The organism is Candidatus Tisiphia endosymbiont of Dascillus cervinus, assembly GCF_964026405.1.
GTDB lineage: Bacteria > Pseudomonadota > Alphaproteobacteria > Rickettsiales > Rickettsiaceae > Tisiphia.
In genome coordinates, this window is the sequence record NZ_OZ032146.1 from 751,280 (window position 1) to 771,428 (window position 20,149).

Sequence of the window (20,149 nt, forward strand, 5' to 3'; positions counted from 1 at the left end):
ACTGATAATGCCCTGCTACTTGACTCTATACCACACGATCTTCTTCTTGTGCTAAAAATTCTTCAAGCTTTTCTTTCGTATAATTTTTTTCCTCTAAGATCACTTCATTGTCAAAAATATGTTGTACTGTTTTTTCTTCTAATAACGGACCTTTTAAGCGTTCAAGAGCATTAGGATTTTTTTTATAAAAATCAAATATTGCTGTTTCTTGACCTGGAAACTTCCTTGCTTGAGCCATAATAGCACTTATAAGATCTTTCTGCTCGATATGTAAATTCTTAATTTTCATATATTCGGATAACATTAAACCTATTCTAACACGACGTAAGACTATCTTATTATAATACTCACTAATTTCTGCTTCTGATTTATCCTTAAATATCGAATCTGAGTCACTATTGCTCTCCTCCGTTTGAGATTTCAGAATACTTATCTCTTGGTCTATTAAAGATTTAGGAACATTAAACATTAATAGCTTTTCTAATTGATCAAATAAGCTCATTTTCATTAAAGTGCGTATAGGCTCACTATATTCATTTTCTATGCTTTTAGAAATATTATCACGTAACTCTTCTAGTGTTTCACAATTAAATTTCTTAGCAAACTCATCATCAATAACTACCTCATCAGCAGAATGTGCTGCCTTTACTTGTACAATAAACTTAGCCGGTTGACCTGCGACTTGCTCCATATTATAATCTTCAGGAAATTTAACGTTGACTTCTACCTCATCTCCAATCTTAGTTCCAATAAGCTGATCTTCAAACCCCTCAATAAAAGTTCCACTACCAATTACTAGCTTATAATCTGTAACCTTACCACCTTCAAAAATCTCATTGTTGACATAACCAATCGCATCAATAGTAACTTCCTGCCCTTTTTTTACTTTCCCTTTACTTTCTTTATTATAAATTTTTGATATAGATGCAAGCTTATCTATTTGCTTATTAACATCATCTTCTTTAATTACTAACTTTGGATGAGTAATTTTCATTTTTTTAAAATCTGGCAATTCAATATCAGGTAATAATTCAAATTTTAGAGTAAATTCTATATCCTCATTCTCTTCATTACGTAAATTTTCTAACTGCGGATCACCTATTGTTTTTAGTTTATGATCTTTAATAACATGCTGTACTGCATGATTAATTTCATGGTTTACCACATCAGACCTAACAGATTGCTTATATTTTTTATTAACAATGCTGATTGGCACTTTACCAACACGAAACCCATCAAGCTTAACTTTTTTTGCTAAACTAGCTAATTCTTTTTGTACTTCATTGGTAATTTTAGAAGAAGGAAGGACTACTTTAACTTCAAAATCTAGACCTTCATTTTTAAGTTCTGTGACTTGCATATTAAAAAACTCATTAGCAATATTAAAACCTTACGAAAACTTGAAGAGCTACTAAATTAAATCAAGCTCTTCAGTTTTTGTATTATTATTTTGTGGTGCGGATGGAGGGACTTGAACCCCCAAGCCTTGCGGCGCTAGAACCTAAATCTAGTACGTCTCCCAATTTCGTCACACCCGCATAGCTGTATCCCTAACCTTAACATAGATTGTTTTAACAACTTAATTAAATAGGTTCAGCTAGGAATTTTATCAGAGAATTATAATACACATGATACAGACTTTGTAAATCGTTAATTTCTGTGTATTCATTAATTTTATGAGCTGTATTAGATTGTAAACCAAATTCCACAACAGGACAATAATTTTGGATAAACCTCGCATCAGAAGTACCACCACTAGTAGATAATTTTGTATATACTCCTGTTGTATTAGATACTACCCGAACAAAATCGGCAATTAACCCTACTGGTTCTTGGATAAAACAATTAGCTGAAGTTACACTACTTAATTCGTATTTAAAGTTATATTTCGCACAATATTTATTAATTATCTGATCTATCAAATCTGTTATGCTCGATGATGAATGAAGATCATTAAAACGAATATTAAACTTTGTTGTAATTTTTGAAGGAATTACATTAGTAACATCATTACCTACATCAATAGACGTAACTTCTAGATTCGACTGTTGAAAAAATTCACTTCCTTCATCCAGTCGATAATTAACCAACTCATTGAGTATCTGAACTAAAGGAGTAATCGGATTACTGGCTTGTAATGGATATGCCACATGCCCCATTGTACCATATAGAGCTAAGTTAAAGTTAACACTTCCTCGCCGACCAATTTTTATGGTATCGCCTATTTGATGCTCATTTGTTGGTTCACCTACAATAGCAAGATCGATCAAATTATTACCACCCTTATGCAAATATTTTAACATTTCCACAGTGCCGTATTTGGCGTTTCCTTCCTCATCGCTAGTAATTAGAAAACTAATTGAACCATGCGGAGTTGGATTTAACTTAATAAAATCTAAGCTAGCAGCTAGGAAACATGCTATCGCTCCCTTCATGTCAACAACTCCCCTACCATAAATCTTATCACCTACGGTAGTTGCTATAAAAGGGTCGTTAAGCCATAATGCCTTATCACCTGTTGGCACGACATCAACATGTCCAGCAAAACAAATATTAGGTCTTGCATTACCATAAACAGCATAAAGATTGGTTACTTTATAATTATCCTCTCCAAATATTTTGATTTCAGTCTTAAAACCATTTTCTTCTAATAAATCATTAATATATTCAATACAACCACTACTCTCAGGAGTTACTGATTGAAAACTAATTAAGTCTTCAAGAAATTTTATCAAGATAACCTCCAATAGCCATAAACTTATAGTTCTTCCTAAAAATTCCTCTCTCATATCTAGCCAATGTTTTATTCTCTGACAACCAAAACAGACACACCCGAGTGCCGCACAATCTTGGACGCATTGGGACCTAACATATAATCTCTGAGTTGTGGTCTTACTGCTGAAATAATGATTAAGTCAGCTTTCACTTCATTGGCATATTGTATTATTTCATCATATACTGCCCCTCGACCAATATGCAATTCAACTTCGATCTCCTCCGGCACATATTGTCTAATTAATTCTGTTACTTGTACCCGATATTTTTCTTTTTGATCTTTTGCCCAACTTTTAGGCAAATAATCCTCAACCATTTTCATACCGAAATCCGAGATGATATAAAGAAAATGTAATTTTGCACTAAAGATAGTAGCAAAACTTAAAGCCTTTGGTAATATCACCTTAACTGATTGTTTATCCGACAAATCTATTGGTATTATTATATTTTTAAACACAATTAACACTACTCCGGTGCATTTATATTATTATCTATTTCTTACTACTGAATGTTTTGGTAAAACAAAATTATTAGTATCAGCAAAATGCTCAATATCTATATTATATAACATATAATTAGAATGTTTAAAATGTTTTACGTTTTTGTGAAACATTCCGATAAATTTATCCAATAGTTTAGAATCCATATTACTATTAGTAACTAAAATTGCTGTTACTGCTACTGTATTCTGATTAAGAGTGATCCCAGGATATAATCTTTTATCCAGTAATGCCTTATGAAAAGCTTTATTAGTGGCAATTAATTGTGCAATTTTATTATCTTCAATAGGCACAAAATCAACTTTACAGCTATTAGCAGTAAATCCCATCAAGGCATTAGGATGACCTACCGTCATCATTATCACATCAATTTTACCACCGCAAAATTCTTTTATTGACTCTTCATAATTAATTTCATCAACATCTATTGGTTCTTTAGTAAAATTATATAACTTCCTTATAGCATTATAGGTAATAGTATTAATAGAGAATGGCAAGCCATTTGATATTCTCTTACCCTCAATATCTGAAAAAGTCTTTATCTCATCCCGATTTTTTACAACAACAGTAAAAAACTCATCATATAGATTAAGTACCTGACGCATTTCTTGCATTTTTTCTGTATTAGAGTAATATCCAGTACCTTCAAAAGCCTCAAGTGCTACATTAGATTGCACTAAAGCTAAATCTATCTTACCTTCTTTTAACAAAGCTAAATTTTCAACCCCTCCACTGGTAGGTACTACTTCACAATTCACACTTTTATCAGCTAAAGTAAAGGTTTTACACAAATCCAATCCGATAGAGTAATAACCCTTCAAAATAGAACCAGACCCAATTCTCACTGTTTTCTGTGAAGCAAAAACGCAATTACTAGTAAAAAATAGGCAAAAAACTACCAATAAAACTCTGAAATTATTCATAAATAACACTATACACTAAAAATAATTGACCACTAATACCTTAAGACTTAAAATTTAATAAATTGTTTTCAATAAATCACTCACCTTACGCGTGGCATTTAAAAATTGCAGAAAAATACAAGACGTCTATTAGCAAGACCACATGAGTGTCATGGCAATCCACATTCATTAGATCACTTCGTCGCTACTAAAGTAGCTCCTCGCTAATAGACGCCGGGCTATTTCTCCTATAACTTTTAAATGCCACGCGTAAGATGAATAAATCATTTTCCCTATCCAAAGTACCTTTACTATTATTGATAATCAAGATAATTATTACAATTCATGTGTAAAAAAATCCTTATTCCTTATAATATTCTTCTCCAATTTCAATTTCACTACGGTTATTTAACTTACGCCAATTATTGCTGTCCCTAAGTGAGTAGATGTAGCCACAATATTCTTGCTTATAAAAATTTTCACGTTTAGCTATTTCGTACATTCTACTGCTACCTCCATTTTTACGCCAATTATAAGTCCAGTAAGTTATTCCATCGTAATGAGAAGCAGCCTTGATCCCTGATTCATTAATTTGATCCATATCTTTCCAACGGGAAAGACCAAGAGAACTGGTAATAACTTTAAAATCATTCTCATAGGCATAAAGAGCTGTCCGTTCAAAACGCATATCAAAACACATAGAACAACGTTTACCTCTTTCTGGTTCATATTCCATACCTTTGCTTCTTGCAAACCAATTCTGCACGTCATAATCTGCGTCAATGAAACTGATACCCATTTTTTCAGCAAAACGGATATTTTCATTTTTACGAATTTCATACTCTTTTTTAGGATGAATATTAGGGTTATAGAAAAAAATAGTTAAATTAATACCAGACATTAACATTTTTTCCATCAGCTCTCCTGAACATGGAGCACAACAGGAGTGTAGTAATACTTTACTTTCACCATTTAGTACTTCTAGAATTTCATTCATAATTATCTGCTAAATTTTTTCTGTAAGTTTCTTTATAAAATCTTAAAATAATATACAATATAGCTAACTCGATTAGTATTTATCCACAGTTGATCTAGGGCAATGTTGTCATCCCCGCGTAGGCGGTGATCTAAAATAGTGTTCAAAAAACCCTGAAATATTATAGATTCCCGCCTTCATGGGAATGACATCCTTTTCGTTGAAACAAATGGATAAATGTTAGTCGGGTTAGCTATATTATCACAAGGACAATTCAATAAATTAAGATATTGTATTGTAGAAAAAAGTATAATAAATTATTATTTTTTATTAACAATAATTTTGTTACTAAATATTGAATATTGGTTTAATTGAGAGATATATTATGTTGAATGAAACAGTCAATTTACCGGAAGGTTTTGTGTATTTGGATCAAATAGATCCTACTATAATTCAACAGATGATGTATTATGATACTAGAAATTTTGTAGGAAAGCAGATCGATGGCTATAAAGCTAATAGAGCTATACTAACTAAAGAAGCGGCTACTGCCTTAAAAAATCTTCAGCAAGATATAAAAAATGATAACTACTCTTTGGTAATTTATGATGCTTATAGACCTAATAAAGCTGTACAACATTTCGTTAGATGGGGAGAAGATGTTGCTGATCAAAAAATGAAAGACTCTTATTATCCATACATTAATAAGGCTGAAATTTTTCAATTAGGTTATGTTGCTAAACGATCACCTCATAGTCGTGGAAGTACTGTAGATTTAACTATTATCGAACTTGGAAAACAATTAAATCCAAGCCCTAAAATGATAAAAAGACCTCTAAAAGATGGTCGTCTAATTCCTTATTTTGATGATAATACGGTTGACATGTATAGCTCTGTAGATCTTATGGATATAGTATCCTCCCATGATAGTAAACTAATTGATGAACTTTACTTACAAAATCGTAATTATCTACGTAAGAAAATGAAAAAAACATAATTTTAAGGAATATTCGGTTGAGTGGTGGCATTATACCTTGCAAGACGAACCTTATAAGGATCAGTATTTTAATTTTAATGTTTAATAACTCAAATCATTTAAATTCTATTTCCTTATCATGTCTAATATGGACTACGTAGATGGTATCACATATATTCGATATCGCAGTATATAACCTGATAAGCCAAATCGAATATATAAATCCCTATAATCTATTAGATTAGTCACCGGTTTACCTGTCAAAGGAAATTCTATAAGTTTGATAACTGCTTTCTTTATTAGACCTATTGCAGAATTCGCTTCTGCTAGAGAATTTATAGGAGGACCGGAACGCAGAACCGCAGCGTACTCAAACGTACGTGAGGATTCGAGTACCGTACCAACGCACAAATTACCAGCAGAAGTAGAATTATGCAATAGGTCTATTGTTTCTGCTGCTCTCTTTGCAGCATTAGGATTATTTCTATCAATGAATTTTCTCAGTCGTACCAAATCTGCAATTGCTGATTCCAACCATACTAATCTTTCCATTAAGGTCTTTTCTCTTCTTTATCACTTCCCCATCTATCAAGCTACTCAGTTATTTTATCATTTTCTAAAAATTTACCTTCCCTTGCTTCTTGCCAACGCTGTATCGTCTCTTGTTTTAATTGTTCTTCGTGTTCCTCTGATTTGAGATAATTAGTAATTGCTTCCTTCATCAACCAGTGTGCTGAACGTCGCTTAATTTTACCAAGCACTTGCAACCTCTTCTTAATTTGCGGGGCAAGTTTCACGCTTACTACAATAACCCCAGTTGCCAATTAATTTTGTATATCAAAAAGTTCTATAGGAAGCAAAGTTTTGATAGAAGGTTTGTTTTCTAGCAACTGATAATTGATTAGGCAGGATAGCATATGACTAAATGCATTTGTAACTGATCTATGTCTAGAATGCTCTAACTTATCAAGAAATTTAAGTTTGCCTATTACGGTTTCTATCAGAGTTCTTTTGAGCAACATAACCTTATCTATAATAGGGATTAATATATTTTTCATATTCTTTTTAACCCGAGTAATAAGTTGGATGCCTTTGTCATACAAATCATCAAATAATTCTTTAGATATATAACCGCGATCGCCAAAAACTTTGCCATATATACCAAATATCATTCCTTTAAGTCCTTTCCTATCATCCTTATTACCACTGCTGAAAGATACCTTTATCAGATTACCTTCGGAATCTATGATTAAATGTAACTTTAGTCCATAAAACCACCCCTTAGTGGTTTTTCCTCTTGCCGCTATTCCTTTAAAAACCTTATGTGAACTTATACGATAATTCTTACATACGGCTATACCTGTAGCATCTACAAAAGACAGACCTGTGCATTCAGCAAGCAAATGATTCAGTAATATTGCTAAATAAGGCATACTTCTACCTATCAATTTAGTAAAATGTTCATAACTAACAAGTTTAAAATCTTCTGTATAATTATGTAAGATTACTTGTTTGTAATAATGCTTAAAACAATCACAATATGAATCATAGTAACCAATTAATATGGTTAATACTTCGCTTATTGATAAATAATTACTTACACCAGGTTTAAATTTACTACTATTAATTGTAGGCAAATTATTTTCCAAATTCTTTATAAAATCGTCGACAAAACAGTAAATTGCGGTAAAATCTTTTTTCATAGGTTATTTTGTTATTGGTTGAAAAAGATAAAATAACCTATGTCCCTTTTAAAATCTACCTTTCATCTCTCCTATTTAATTGGCAACTGGGGTTACAATATTATCATCAGCTCTTTTCATACTCAGTCTCCTTTATAGTATTAAGTAACCTGAATTCGATGTATACTCGGTGAACTTCAAGAATTGGCGTTCCCGCGACCAAAGATCGAAGCTGCTCCGTTACTCATGTACGCCTAGCAGCTCGACTTTGCTACTGCCTAGCTCTTCTTGAAGTTATACTATCGTCTACCAACTCTTCATTTACGAGCAGTATAACAAGTTACATCGAACTTCCGCTAAGTATTTATAAGTAATACTATGCACTACTTAATTTGTGTTTGCAACTCTCAAAGTATGCGAATTCAGGATAGGAATTAGTTAATTCTTATCCCGAACAGGGGTAGGTTACATTAATGGGCTTGGTAAATTAGATAGATAATTCCTCTTCCAAAGCTCCTGATAAAGAGCAGGATCAATGTTTCCACCTGATATAAGTACTAAAACTCTCTTAGGTTTTGATTGTCTCTTTAACCAATCAACTACTCCAACCATATTTAAAGCACATGATGGTTCACAAGCAATTTTTAGTAAATGCGTTAACCAAGCGGTCCAGTAATATATAGAATATTCATCAGCAAGAAAGAAATCATCAAGTTTATTTAGATAATTAAATGTACGTGGTGAAACTGCTAAAGTACGCAAGCCATCTGCTATAGTATGTGGTGAATTAGCAAATCTGTATATTGAACCTTGCTGAATAGATAAAAAAGCATCATTCGCATTAACCGGTTCTGAACCTATAAGCAAGCTGGATGGAGACAGTAATTTTTTTGCTAAATATGATCCAGAAAGTAATCCACCTCCTCCACAAGAAGCAAAAATAGCATCTGGGCTAAACCCCAGTTGTTGCAAGGCTTCATAACACATAGTACCAGCTCCAGCTATACTCGAATCACTATCAGAAGGATGCAAATAGTAGAAATCATTTTCTATGTCACCTTTTGCCCTATCTTCCGCCACTTGCCTAGTATCGGTCAGTATAACCTCTGCTCCGTAATATCTTGCTGCTTGTTGCTTAATTGGAGAAGTATCTTTTGGTAAATAAATTCTTGCATTCAGATTAAGGATTTTTGCTACCCAAGCAAGACCAATTCCATGATTACCTGTACTATATGCAACAATTTTATCTAGTAAACGTTCTCGTTCTTGTAACTCTAATAAATGGTTTAATACCCCTCTAACCTTGAATGCTCCAGTTTTTTGCAACGATTCTATTTTAAAGAAAATTTTATGCCCCAGCATTTCATTTAAAGTTTCAGACTGGACTATTGGAGTCAAATGCAGATATTGTTTTACCCTATTACTTGCTATTGATATTATATTTGGAGATTGAGGTGATAAATGCATATACAAAATAAATGTAGCTTGAAATCCCAGCACGGCAACATTATATAGTTAACAATCCCTTTAGTATATAAATTTTTCAAGGTTTTAGTATGACAAATAAAGAAAAATTACCCCTACTCGCATTAAAAGACATGGTGATATTCCCCGGTATGGTTGCTCCCATACTTGTCGGTAGGACAAAGTCTCTAAAAGCCTTACTTAACACTAAATCTACAGATGCTAATAGATATATATTATTGGTGTTACAAAAACAACAAGATCAAGACACTCCAGATATTCAAGATCTCTATTCTACAGGAGTAATTGCTAAAATTATACAAACAGTAAGATTACAAAATAATGCAAAAATTCTTGTTGAAGCAATGCAGAAGGTTAAACTTCATAACATAACTAATGAAGAAATGTTTGAGGCTGAATATAGTATACTACAAGATGAAGAGCTAATTGATGTGGAAGCTTTAAAAATTTCTACGTCAATTGTCATTGAATTATTTATGAAATATACCAAGAATCATAAAAAAATTAATTCAGAAATAATAGAAACAATAGCTGATGAAATAACCAAATATCCAACAAATTTTAGTTATATTACTAATGTGCTAGCCTCTTATCTGACTGCACCATTACTAATAAAACAAACTTTATTAGAAGAAACAAAACCTCAAACACGAATTAAAACTATAATAGATACATTAACATCTAGTATGGCTCAAATGGAAGCAGAACAAGCTTTACAACTACGAGTGAAAAAACAAATTGAAAAAACTCAGCGTGATTATTACTTGCACGAACAAATGAAAGCTATACAAAAAGAACTCGAGCAGGATAAATCTGACTTTTCTGATATAGAAAAAAAGATTAAGACCTTAAAACTTTCAAAAGAAGCAAAAGAAAAAGTTGAATCAGAACTGAAAAAGCTAAAGCTTATGAATCAAATGTCAGGTGAATCCTCAGTTATTCGTAACTATCTTGATACAATATTAGCTATGCCATGGGGAAAATTTGATAATAGTAAAACTGACATAAACAAAACTAGAGAAATTTTGGATCGGGATCATTTTGGTCTTGAGAAAGTCAAGGATCGTATAATTGAATATTTAGCAGTATTACAACGCTCTAAAAAAATTAAAGGACCTATACTATGCTTAATTGGTCCTCCAGGAGTGGGAAAAACATCACTGGTCAAGTCAATTGCTGAAGCAATGGGTAGGAAATATGCTAAATTTGCTCTTGGTGGCATTAGAGATGAATCGGAAATTAGAGGTCATAGAAAAACATATCTTGGTTCTATGCCAGGAAAAATCATAAACTTAATTAAAAAAGTTAAAACTAATAACCCTGTTATGTTATTAGATGAAATTGATAAAATGGGTTCTGATTTCCGAGGCGATCCAGCATCTGCTTTACTTGAAGTTTTGGATCCTGAACAAAACAGCCATTTCGTTGATCATTATTTAGAAGTAGAATATGATTTATCAGAAGTAATGTTTATTGCAACAGCCAATTCTTATAATTTGCCAAGAGCTTTACTAGATCGTATGGAGATCATTAATGTTTCTGGTTATGTTGAAGAAGAAAAATCACAAATTGCTAAAAACTATTTAATACCAAAGCAATTGAAACTACATCAAATGAAGAAAAATGAGCTAATTATTGATGATGGAGCAATCTTAGAGTTAATCAGATATTATACCAAAGAATCAGGGGTAAGATCGCTTGAAAGAGAAATTAGCTCTGTTACAAGAAAAGTATTGCAAAAGATTCTGAGTAACAAAGAAGTAAAAAGCATATCAATATCATCTGAAAATCTTGAAGAATATTTAGGTGCTAGAAAACATAATTTTGGTTTAGCTGAGAAAGAAGACCAAATAGGCAGTACCACAGGGCTTGCTTATACAGAAGTTGGCGGAGAACTATTAACCATTGAAGCATTGTCATTCCCTGGAAAGGGAGATATTAAAACTACAGGCAAGCTTGGGGATGTAATGAAAGAATCCGCTCAAGCAGCTTATAGTTGTTTCCGCTCTAGAGCTAATAATTTTGGACTGAAGTACGAAGATTACAAAGACCTTGATATCCATTTACATGTACCGGCTGGTGCAATTCCAAAAGATGGACCATCTGCTGGATGTGCAATATTTACCACTATTGTTTCACTTATGACCAAAATACCAGTCAAAAGAACTGTGGCAATGACTGGAGAAATTACCCTAAGGGGTACAGTGTTACCAATTGGAGGACTAAAAGAAAAATTATTGGCTGCTAGCCGAGGTGGTATACAAACAGTATTAATACCTGAAGAGAATATCAAGGACTTAAAAGATATTCCACCGAATATAAAGAATAGCTTGGAAATTTTATCAGTGTCAAATATAGATCAAGTACTAAAATTAGCTTTAGTGAATAATAATTTTACAGTTGCTAACTAAAAAAATATTAACATTAAGATAGAAACTTGAATATACTTAAAATTATTTAGCTATGTTGTAGGTTTGAATATGACTATTAAAAACACTGAAAATTCCTATGGTTTAGTTACAAAACTTCTACATTGGATAGTTGGAGTTATGATAGTGTCAATGATTATAGTTGGTTTTTCTATGCAAAACATAGAATATCCTGTTATAAAACAGCAAATTTACGCCTCCCACAAGGCTATAGGCGTGATGGTATTATTACTAGTATCCATAAGATTGCTATGGCGTTTAATTAATATCAGAGTAATCTTACCAAGTGATTTACCAAGATGGCAAAAAAATGTTGCTACCTTAAATATCAATATACTCTATCTTTTAATGTTTATAATGCCAATCAGTGGTGTATTAATGACCATTATGTCAGGTCGTAACATTGATATATATGGACTGTTTACTATCACTTCATTCATTCAGAATGCATCATTTGCCAAAATATTTTACAAAATGCATGAATTTTCAGCATTTATTCTCTGTATTTTAATTGCTCTGCATACTTTAGCTGCCTTTTATCACCATTTTGTAAGAAAAGATGATGTATTGAAGAGAATGTGGTTCAATAACAGAAATAATTGAAAATGTAAAGAATTAGGCAACTTTTGGAATTGCTGCATATAACTATGTATAGTCCTCTATAATATAAAAGCATTGTGGATAAGTTTGTGAATAAAAAATGAATGATCATTTTGTAAAATCCATGTTCAACTTAATTTTACATCTTATTAACAAGCAAATATATTGCTATAATTGCTTAAAGTATAGATTAAATCTTATTAATATCTTAATTGTAAATAGAAAAAATATTAATGCCATTGACTAATTTTTACTTAGTGCATAACTTTTATCGTGTATAATCAAATTAATTAATCAATAATAAAATTCAGACTATAATAGAAAACCATCCATATCATAAATAGGCTATGCTCGATGAGAAGTAATATTTGTATAATACTCCTACCAGTTGTTTTTATGTTATTATCAGCATTTTCGAATCTAGACTTTAACAAAAATAATAAGGAATTTATTAGCTTATTGAAAGATACAAAAATTACTGTTGTTGCTCCTGCCTCAGGGGTAAGCAGTAAATTATTATCTAATTTAAAAAATATTACTTCATTGAAACTAGATATTCCAAATAGTTGCTTTGGAGGAAAAAGCTTATTCCATTCTACCGACGATAAAACAAGGTTATCGTGTTTAGAAAACGCGTTACTGGATCAATCAAATGACGTAATATGGACACTTCGCGGGGGATATGGTTCAGCAAAATTGATTCCTGACTTACAACGCATGAAAAAACCTATAAAGGAAAAGTTTTTTATAGGGTTTAGTGATATGACTGCTTTACATATTTTCTTTTCTCAAGAATGGGGATGGAAGACAATTCATGGTAACGGAATCATTGAAATATTTAATCCAACAAGAGATCATCAGAATTTTATAAAAATAGCAAAAATAATTTCTGGTAAAGAAACTCTAGCTAAAATTAAAGGGTTATCAGCAATCAACCATGCTGCAAAATCTAGCAAAATTGTTACAGGTAATCTTACTGGTGGTAATCTAACCATTGTACAAACATCTATAGGTACATCATGGCAAATAAAAACAGCAGATAAGATTCTTTTTTTGGAAGATGTTGACATAAAACCATATCAGCTAGATCGCATTTTATATCATTTAAAACAAGCAAGGCTGCTAGATCATGTAAATGCTATAATATTTGGGACTTGTGGAGGTGATGGTAAGAGTATCATTACTGTTCTTACTGATTTTGCAGCAACCTTAAAAATTCCAGTATTTAAGACTAATAGGTTTGGTCACGAGCAAATTAATGATCCAATTATTTACAATACTAGTACAAAAATTATTCCTTCTAATGATAACCAGTTCGAATTAATAATGAAATGCTATTAAGAATAATTCTAAGTTAACCCAAGAAGGTTTTAGCCTATAGTCAATTGAAGAGAATTGAGTAGCAGGAGCGATGGAGCGACACCTATATGTAATAGGCGAGGGATCGAAGACGACGTTACCAAATTTTCCTCAATTCACTATAGCTAACATCAAAGTTTTTGCAGCCTGTATGCCAGAATTTTTACAATCTTTTGGTTTAGAAATGTCGCTATGAAAAACTATTTTACTCCCGTCAAAATCAGAAAGCATAAACTCTGTAAGAATATCATTACCTATATACGTTGAATAAGCAGCTACAGGAATTTTACAATTTGCATCTAAATATTCCAAAAATGCCCTTCCAGCTTGCATTAGCTCCCATGTTTCAAGATGGTTAATTTTATTACATATTTCCTGTATTTTATGATCGTTTTTTCTTATCTCTACCGCTATAACTCCCTGACCTACAGATGGTAATATCTCTTTTGTCTCTATTAAGTGGCAATATTGTGTATTAAATAGTCCTAATCTTTTTAAACCACTATAAGCTAAAATGGTTGCATCAACATCACCTTGCATTAATTTTTTTATTCTTGAATCGACATTTCCTCTAAAAGTAACAATTTTTAAATCAGGTCTTTTTCTTTGTATTAGGATTTTTCTACGAACTGAAGATGTACCTACCTTACTAGCAAAAGGCAGTTCTTCTATTGATTTATAATCTAAGCAGACAAATACATCTCGTGCATCTTCTCTCTCAAGTACAGCACATATCATCAATTCTGACGGTAGTTTGCAAGGTACGTCTTTTAAGGAATGTACAGCTAAGTCAATTTTGCCATTTATAAGAGCATTTTCTATTTCTTTTAAAAATAAAGCTTTGCCACCTATATCATACAGATTTTTATCCTTAATCAAATCACCAGAGGTAATTATTGGAACTATTTCATAAATTATGTTTGGATAATGAATTTTAATTTGGTCTACTACTAAATTTGTTTGTATTAAAGCCAAAGGACTTCTTCTTGTACCTATTTTTATTACTTTCTTCATAGAACCCAGCTATTTTCTCAAATGCAGATCTTTTTATTACTGTTAATCTACAAAACTCATCATCTCCAAAATATTATAATTACATATATTCCATGATAAAGATTATTTTTATCATCATGATCATTTATTGTAGGTTACACAAGAGCTTTAATATAGAAATTACTTCTATGTCCTATTTTTGCTATTCATAACATTGTTTAGTTATGCCTGTAATCTGTAAGTACTTCATCAATAACACGCCATGATTGTGTGACTTCTGCAGTATTTGTACCCGGGAGGTCTGCTGCGATAATTAAGGCCTTCCATAATGTCCATGCACGACCGCGAGTCCAAGTGCCGGCGTCTAATGGAAGCATTGTCCGAAAGATTTCCCGACTTCTTCCTTGAAATAACATCCAAGTAATCGCCAAATCACAGGCTGGGTCGCCGATCCCTAGCCCTCCAAAATCAATGACAGCACTCAACTTTCCTTCTTGTACTAGCAGGTTGCCGGTGCTGATGTCACCATGAATCCATATTGGCGAAGCTTGCCAAGTAGTAGTCAGAGCTTCTTCCCAAATTTTAGTAGCAGTGCTGATATCGATCTTGTTACTTAATGCAGAGATTGCTTGTCGTGTCTCAGTGTCGTAGATCGTTAGAGGTCCACCACGATAGAAGTTATGTAAGCCTGGTAGAGGTCCGTCCGTGGGATCAATGCTTTGCAGAGCGATAAGAAATTGTGCGAGATTGGTTGCGAAGTCACCTAGGTCGGCTATGTGTGCAGATGTAGCAGTTTCGCCCTCAATCCAGCGGTAAATGGACCATCGCCATGGATAGCCCTCACCAGCTTCTCCCATTGCTACAGGCAGTGGAATTGGAAGTGGCAGCAAAGATGCCAATCTAGGCAACCACTTTTGCTCTTTTTCTACCTGTATTGCATACCTCTCGCTACTAGGCATGCGTACAAGCATGTGCTTACCCAAGCGAAATGTTCTGTTGTCCCAACCACTGAGTTCGACCGGCTGAACAGGCAAATCTCTAAATTGTGGAAACTGGGTGGCTACTAAGCAACTCACAAGTTGACTGTCTATCATTAAATTGCACTGCTTATTCATTACTTCCGTGACAATATTTATATTTCTTGCTAGAACCACAGGGACATAACTCATTTCTAGCCACTTTTCCCCAACTTGATGGGTCTGATTGTACTCTATCCTGTGGATTGACTTGAGTTTTGATGGTTTTAAGTTGAGTTTCAATACTAACACCAGCATTATATTTATGAAAAGCTGGGTCCTCCCTAGTTTCTTGCATTGTCTTTTGAAGTTTTTTATTTTCCAAAGACATTGACTCTTTTTTAATATGGCTAGTATCCATATGGAGATGACAAACTCTTTGGATAAATAATTCCTTCAAATTATCGAGCATTTGTTCAAATAAATTGAAAGCTTCTCTTTTATACTCGTTAAGAGGATCTTTTTGGGCATAAGCCCTTAGTGATATACCTTGTCGTAAATGATCTAAATTATGTAAGTGATCTTTCCATACTTGATCTAAAGTTGTCAGTAAAATATACTTAATTGCGTCATTCATCAAGTTAACACTATATGCTTCCTCTTTTGCTTGGTACAAGTCATTTACCATTTTTACAACGTTAGATATCACCTGTACTTCGGTAACATCAGCTTTTGTTATAGATTCATGCTGTAGTTTTATAGCAAAAATACGCTGCAACTCTCCTGTTAGAGCATTTATATCCCAGTCTTCTCTATAAGAACTAGGTGGAATAAAAGTTAATACTACTTTTTCTACTAGTTCTTTTGTCATGTTAGTTAAAAAATCATGTGCATCTTTTGACTTAATAATGTCACTGCGCTGTTCATAAACTATCTTACGTTGATCATTCATAACATCATCAAAACGTAATAAATTTTTACGTATTTCGTAATTATGTCCTTCAACTTTCTGTTGAGCTTTTTCAAGTGAACGACTAATCATAGGGTGATGGATTGCTTCACCATCTTTTAAACCTAACGTTCTTAAAACTCCGGAGATACGGTCTGAGGCAAAAATACGCATCAGATCATCTTCTAAAGACAAGAAAAATTTTGTATTGCCTGGATCACCTTGTCTACCAGCTCTTCCTCGTAACTGGTTATCTATCCTACGACTCTCATGCCTTTCAGTACCTATAACAAATAATCCTCCAGCCTCTATTACACGCTGCTTCTCTTCAGCTATCTGCTCTTTTATTTTTACTATTTCTAATTCATATTGCTCTTTTGCTAGGTTCTTTAGAGATAGTTGTTCTATTAGCATTTCTGGGTTACCGCCAAGCATAATATCTGTACCACGACCTGCCATATTTGTGGCAATAGTCACAGCCTTAAATCGTCCGGCTTGAGCTATAATAAATGCTTCCTGCTGATGAAATTTTGCGTTTAAAACATTATGAGTTATTTTATTTTTGGTAAGTAAGTTAGAAATTTCTTCAGACTTCTCTATACTAACCGTTCCAACCAAAACAGGTTGACCACGATCATGACATTCTTTTATTAATTTTAGGATAGCTTCATATTTATCTTGTTTACTGCCATAAATCTCGTCATCATAATCAACTCTAGTAATTGGATTATGGGTAGGAACAGCAAGAACATCAAGATTGTATATGTCTTTTAGCTCTGCATCTTCGGTCATTGCTGTACCAGTCATACCTGATAATTTGGGATAATTCCTAAAATAGTTTTGGAAAGTAATAGAAGCTAAGGTTTGATTCTCATTTTGAATTTGTACATGCTCTTTTGCCTCTAGTGACTGGTGTAACCCTTCAGAATACCGTCTACCTTCCATAACGCGTCCAGTAAATTCATCAATAATCATAACTTTTCCATCGCGTACTAAATAATCAACATCACGATTGAAGAGGATATGAGCCCTTAATGATTGATTGATATAATGAACTAAACTTAAATTTTCAAAATCGTAAAGGCTTGAATCTTTTTCAATAAGACTATTAGCTACAAGCATTGATTCTACATGAGTTATACCATTCTCAGTAAGATTAACTGTCCGTAATTTCTCATCTTTTTCGTAATCTTCATCTTTAAACTGACGAACTAATTTATCAATTGTGCTGTATAAATCCGAGCGATCGTCTACTGGACCTGATATAATTAGCGGAGTTCTTGCTTCATCAATTAAAATTGAGTCAACTTCATCAATAATAGCGAATTTAAAAGGGCGAAGTACCTTAGAATCTTCACTATATTTCATGTTATCTCTGAGGAAATCAAATCCAAGCTCGTTATTAGTTGCATAAGTAATATCTGCTCTATAAGCGTTACGTCTATCATCATCACTGATATTAGCAGTGATACAACCAACAGATAACCCTAGGAAATTATGAATTCTTCCCATCCACTCAGAATCACGTTTTGCTAAATAATCATTTACCGTAACAACATGCACCCCTTCACCAGTAAGAGCATTCAAATATGCAGGTAATGTAGCAACTAAAGTTTTTCCTTCTCCTGTACGCATTTCAGTAATCATAGCACGGTGCAATATCAATCCACCAATTAGCTGAACATCAAAATGCCTCATTCCATAAATTCTTTTTGAAGCTTCCCGTACAACAGCAAAAGCTTCATAAGTTAAGTCATCTACTGACTCACCATCTTTTAATCTTTGCCTAAATTGTTCTGTTTTATTTCTCAAATCGTCATCAGAAAGTTTTTGTATTGAAGGCTCGAGCAAATTAATTTTTTCAATTTCTGAAGATAATTTTTTTATACTTCTATCATTTGCTGTGCCGAATAATTTTTTAAGTAAAGAAAGCATTTATATCCTAGATTCAAATAGTAAATATCCTGTAAAATATGATATTTTATGATATTTATCAAACAAATTGTAAATAGCTGTTGACGTAGAAGGGTTATCCTTATAAAATCCAGCTATCATAAACAATATATAATAATGGACAACAAATGAAAAGAACAACTATAATTTTTTTAGCTGCTAGTTTACTTGCGAGTAGTGCTTTTGCTGATGAAGATAAAATTGTTGCTACCTACAAAGGTGGTGAAGTGAAAGAATCACAGGTTATGCAACAATTCCAATCTTCTTTAGATACCCAACCAAGTGCTAAAGGAAAAAAGTTTACTGATTTCGATGCGAATATACAGGAAATGTTAGTAAAGGGCTATATCGATGCAAAATTGCTTGAGCAAGAAGCCAAGAATTCTAATATTGAATCTTCAAAAGAATTCCAATCTAAGTTGAATATAGTAAAAAACCAATTGGTTCAGCAAGAATTGATGGAGCGTTATGTAAAATCTCATGTTGATGAGAAAATGATTAATGCTGAATATGATAAATTAGTTGCTAGCCTAAAAGGAAAAGAGGAAGTAAAAGTAAGTCATATTTTGGTTGCAACTGAAAAAGACGCAATAAATGTACAAAATAGACTTAAAAAAGGGGAAAAATTTGCTAAGCTTGCTAAGGATTTCTCAAAAGATGAAGGGTCTAAAGCCAATGGTGGAGAAATAGGCTATATTACTTCTGGACAGCTAGTGCCTGAATTTGAAGATAAAGCATTATCAATGAAAGTAAATGAAATCTCTTCTCCAGTTAAAACCCAATTTGGTTGGCATATAATTACTGTACTTGATAAAAGACCTGCACAAATACCTTCTAAGGAGGAAGCTACTGCTAGTATAACCAATCAACTTAGTAGAGATGCTATATTAAAGTATGTTGCTGATCTTGAAAGTAAAGCTGATATCAAAATAATGTTACCGAAGTCACAAATAACAAATGAGACTAAAAAATAATCTAGTATGACCTAATAACCTGAATTTGATGTAACTTGTTACGTTGAATTCAGGCTACTACAGTTGTAGTTACTACACAGAGCTGTCATTCCCGCGTAGGCGGGAATCTAAAAAAATAAACCAAGATGGTTTGTTAGACTTTTTTAGACCCCGCACTGAAGCAGGGGTGACAGCACTTCTCTTATTATAGCAAAAATCTTCTTTGGTTAACTATAAAGATAGCTCCGGACACTAATGAACCCACGCAGGGAATCAATATCTGCCTTGGTAATATTATTTTATCTTCAACGTGTTCTTGACTCCTCGAATGCTTTGCTAATCGCTTTACCTAGACTTCTGCTGATTTGGTAAAGTTATCATATGCTTTTCCACGTTCTTTAGCAGATTTACCAATAGATCCTATTAAAGCGACAGTAGATTTTAAAAAATCACCGAATTGAGTGATAACTTTTGGGGTTTTCATATCTTTCATAAAATTATCTTTGAGATTATGTAAGTCATCAACTATTTCAGCAAGATTTTGTGGACTTGGCTTAACCCCTATTTTTCCTTCTATCTTCCGCAAAGTTTTTGCAGTTTCTGGGCTTACAGCAACTTTAGAGTTATCTTTTTTAAACATAGATATAATAAGTTAAAATTA

Annotated in this window: 19 protein-coding genes and 1 tRNA gene; 6 read left to right on the forward strand and 14 right to left on the reverse strand. The window is 32.9% G+C overall.

Features of this window, described 5'->3' with window-relative positions; translation table 11 throughout:
- Nucleotides 1-25: 25 nt before the first annotated feature.
- From tig to AAGD19_RS03810, 6 genes are all read right to left on the reverse strand, one after another.
- Nucleotides 26-1,360 carry a trigger factor gene (gene tig / locus AAGD19_RS03785; RefSeq protein WP_341747207.1) on the reverse strand — a complete coding sequence of 445 codons (1,335 nt, stop codon included), beginning with the start codon at nucleotides 1,358-1,360 and terminating at the stop codon, nucleotides 26-28.
- A gap of 93 nt (nucleotides 1,361-1,453) precedes the next feature.
- A tRNA-Leu gene (locus tag AAGD19_RS03790) sits at nucleotides 1,454-1,538 on the reverse strand.
- Nucleotides 1,539-1,583: 45 nt separating this feature from the next.
- Complete coding sequence (dapE, locus tag AAGD19_RS03795; RefSeq protein WP_341748445.1) at nucleotides 1,584-2,738, reverse strand: succinyl-diaminopimelate desuccinylase; 1,155 nt, start codon at nucleotides 2,736-2,738, stop codon at nucleotides 1,584-1,586.
- Between the two features lie 65 nt (nucleotides 2,739-2,803).
- On the reverse strand, nucleotides 2,804-3,232 hold the full coding sequence (locus AAGD19_RS03800; RefSeq protein WP_341747208.1) for a universal stress protein: 429 nt from the start codon (nucleotides 3,230-3,232) through the stop codon (nucleotides 2,804-2,806).
- 30 nt (nucleotides 3,233-3,262) lie between these two features.
- On the reverse strand, nucleotides 3,263-4,198 hold the full coding sequence (locus AAGD19_RS03805) for a TAXI family TRAP transporter solute-binding subunit (RefSeq protein WP_341747209.1): 936 nt from the start codon (nucleotides 4,196-4,198) through the stop codon (nucleotides 3,263-3,265).
- Between the two features lie 340 nt (nucleotides 4,199-4,538).
- The gene (locus AAGD19_RS03810; protein ID WP_341747210.1) at nucleotides 4,539-5,174 is read right to left on the reverse strand and encodes an epoxyqueuosine reductase QueH; all 636 of its coding nucleotides are present in this window, start codon (nucleotides 5,172-5,174) and stop codon (nucleotides 4,539-4,541) included.
- Between the two features lie 334 nt (nucleotides 5,175-5,508).
- On the opposite strand from AAGD19_RS03810, the gene AAGD19_RS03815 reads away from it, so the two are divergent.
- Both AAGD19_RS03815 and AAGD19_RS03820 read left to right on the forward strand, forming a co-directional pair.
- Entirely contained in the window at nucleotides 5,509-6,150 is a 642-nt protein-coding gene (locus AAGD19_RS03815; RefSeq protein WP_341747211.1) for a M15 family metallopeptidase, read from the forward strand.
- A 37-nt stretch (nucleotides 6,151-6,187) separates the two neighbouring features.
- Nucleotides 6,188-6,235 (forward strand): hypothetical protein, encoded by a 48-nt coding sequence (locus AAGD19_RS03820; RefSeq protein ID WP_341748446.1) that lies wholly within the window; start codon nucleotides 6,188-6,190, stop codon nucleotides 6,233-6,235.
- A gap of 47 nt (nucleotides 6,236-6,282) precedes the next feature.
- Here the strand turns inward: AAGD19_RS03820 and AAGD19_RS07480 are convergent, their stop codons facing one another.
- From AAGD19_RS07480 to AAGD19_RS03840, 4 genes are all read right to left on the reverse strand, one after another.
- Nucleotides 6,283-6,681 carry a hypothetical protein gene (locus AAGD19_RS07480; protein ID WP_410520790.1) on the reverse strand — a complete coding sequence of 133 codons (399 nt, stop codon included), beginning with the start codon at nucleotides 6,679-6,681 and terminating at the stop codon, nucleotides 6,283-6,285.
- A gap of 41 nt (nucleotides 6,682-6,722) precedes the next feature.
- Complete coding sequence (locus AAGD19_RS03830; protein WP_341748505.1) at nucleotides 6,723-6,953, reverse strand: CopG family ribbon-helix-helix protein; 231 nt, start codon at nucleotides 6,951-6,953, stop codon at nucleotides 6,723-6,725.
- Nucleotides 6,954-7,832, reverse strand: a complete 879-nt coding sequence (locus AAGD19_RS03835; RefSeq protein WP_341747213.1) for an IS982 family transposase — start codon at nucleotides 7,830-7,832, stop codon at nucleotides 6,954-6,956. It abuts the gene before it with no gap.
- 444 nt (nucleotides 7,833-8,276) lie between these two features.
- Nucleotides 8,277-9,278: a serine/threonine dehydratase gene (locus AAGD19_RS03840; protein WP_341748447.1), complete on the reverse strand. Its 1,002-nt coding sequence runs from the start codon at nucleotides 9,276-9,278 to the stop codon at nucleotides 8,277-8,279.
- Between the two features lie 89 nt (nucleotides 9,279-9,367).
- Between AAGD19_RS03840 and lon the strand changes: the two genes are divergently transcribed.
- The 3 genes from lon (at nucleotide 9,368) to AAGD19_RS03855 (ending at nucleotide 13,666) form a co-directional block, all read left to right on the forward strand.
- A complete protein-coding gene (gene lon / locus AAGD19_RS03845) occupies nucleotides 9,368-11,707 on the forward strand; it encodes an endopeptidase La (RefSeq protein WP_341747214.1) in 2,340 nt (779 codons plus the stop codon).
- A 69-nt stretch (nucleotides 11,708-11,776) separates the two neighbouring features.
- Entirely contained in the window at nucleotides 11,777-12,328 is a 552-nt protein-coding gene (locus tag AAGD19_RS03850; protein WP_341747215.1) for a cytochrome b, read from the forward strand.
- Nucleotides 12,329-12,697: 369 nt separating this feature from the next.
- A complete protein-coding gene (locus AAGD19_RS03855; protein WP_410520833.1) occupies nucleotides 12,698-13,666 on the forward strand; it encodes an LD-carboxypeptidase in 969 nt (322 codons plus the stop codon).
- A gap of 129 nt (nucleotides 13,667-13,795) precedes the next feature.
- Here the strand turns inward: AAGD19_RS03855 and hemC are convergent, their stop codons facing one another.
- From hemC to secA, 3 genes are all read right to left on the reverse strand, one after another.
- Complete coding sequence (gene hemC / locus AAGD19_RS03860) at nucleotides 13,796-14,698, reverse strand: hydroxymethylbilane synthase (RefSeq protein ID WP_341747217.1); 903 nt, start codon at nucleotides 14,696-14,698, stop codon at nucleotides 13,796-13,798.
- Between the two features lie 197 nt (nucleotides 14,699-14,895).
- Nucleotides 14,896-15,846 carry an aminoglycoside phosphotransferase family protein gene (locus AAGD19_RS03865; protein ID WP_341747218.1) on the reverse strand — a complete coding sequence of 317 codons (951 nt, stop codon included), beginning with the start codon at nucleotides 15,844-15,846 and terminating at the stop codon, nucleotides 14,896-14,898.
- Complete coding sequence (secA, locus tag AAGD19_RS03870) at nucleotides 15,785-18,517, reverse strand: preprotein translocase subunit SecA (RefSeq protein WP_341747219.1); 2,733 nt, start codon at nucleotides 18,515-18,517, stop codon at nucleotides 15,785-15,787. The genes AAGD19_RS03865 and secA overlap by 62 nt, the downstream gene beginning before the upstream one ends.
- Before the next feature lie 146 nt (nucleotides 18,518-18,663).
- Here secA and AAGD19_RS03875 point away from each other — a divergent pair, with 146 nt between their 5' ends.
- Nucleotides 18,664-19,509, forward strand: coding sequence for a peptidylprolyl isomerase (locus tag AAGD19_RS03875; RefSeq protein WP_341747220.1), 846 nt, complete (start codon nucleotides 18,664-18,666; stop codon nucleotides 19,507-19,509).
- A 328-nt stretch (nucleotides 19,510-19,837) separates the two neighbouring features.
- Here AAGD19_RS03875 and AAGD19_RS03880 read toward each other — a convergent pair whose 3' ends face one another.
- A complete protein-coding gene (locus AAGD19_RS03880) occupies nucleotides 19,838-20,128 on the reverse strand; it encodes a hypothetical protein (protein WP_341747221.1) in 291 nt (96 codons plus the stop codon).
- Nucleotides 20,129-20,149: the final 21 nt, after the last annotated feature.